General features: G+C 60.8%; 1 protein-coding gene. It reads left to right on the top strand.

Annotated features, from left to right (window positions below):
* Positions 1-602: multicopper oxidase domain-containing protein (locus BG83_RS0126950; protein ID WP_037032595.1), on the top strand; the 602-nt coding region annotated here is incomplete at its 5' end.
* Positions 603-780 lie beyond the last annotated feature (178 nt).

The following is a 780-nucleotide window of genomic DNA, read 5'->3' as shown; positions in this document are numbered from 1 at the left end:
ACCATGGCGCCATGGTCATGGACCACAGCCAGCATGGAACGATGCAGGGCAACGTCGCAAACTCCTTGAAGGTGCCGAGCAAGAAGGCCCGTCATGCGCGAACAGAGTACGGTCCAAGCACCGACATGCATGTCGATATGGCGCGGACAAACCTCGACGATCCCGGCATTGGGCTGCGCAACAATGGGCGACGCGTGCTGGTCCTGCAGGACATGCATACGATCGGCGGCCCCATGGACGCCCGCAGCCCGCAGCGCGAGGTGGAGTTGCATTTGACCGGCAACATGGAGCGCTACGCATGGTCGCTCGACGGCGTTGAGTTCGGCAAATCAACCCCCGTCCATTTCCGCTATGGGGAGCGTCTTCGCGTCATCCTTCACAACGATACGATGATGACGCACCCGATGCACATGCATGGGATGTGGAGCGAACTCGAGGCGCCGGACGGTACATTCTTGGCGCGCAGGCACACGATTCCGGTGCAGCCCGCGCAGCGCGTTAGCTTCCTTGTCACGGCTGACGCTCTGGGACGATGGGCTTGGCATTGCCATCTCATGCTGCATATGGATGCAGGTATGTTCCGTGAAGTGATCGTCGCCTAAGCCCGGATCGACAAGTCAAATGACCACGCATAAGCACGTTAAGACAGCATTGGCAGTTGCCTTGGCCGTTGTCGGCATCAACGCCGCGTCGGCACAGGAATCTACAGCTACCTACGACGCCATGGCGCCAAGCTCGGGCGCCAGCACTCGGCCGACTGCCCATGGCTCGATGCAGGGC

The organism is Ralstonia pickettii (genome assembly GCF_000607165.1).
Taxonomy (GTDB): Bacteria; Pseudomonadota; Gammaproteobacteria; order Burkholderiales; family Burkholderiaceae; genus Ralstonia; species Ralstonia holmesii.
The sequence above is the reverse complement of the archived record's forward strand: the minus strand, read 5'-3'. Positions and strand labels throughout refer to the sequence as shown.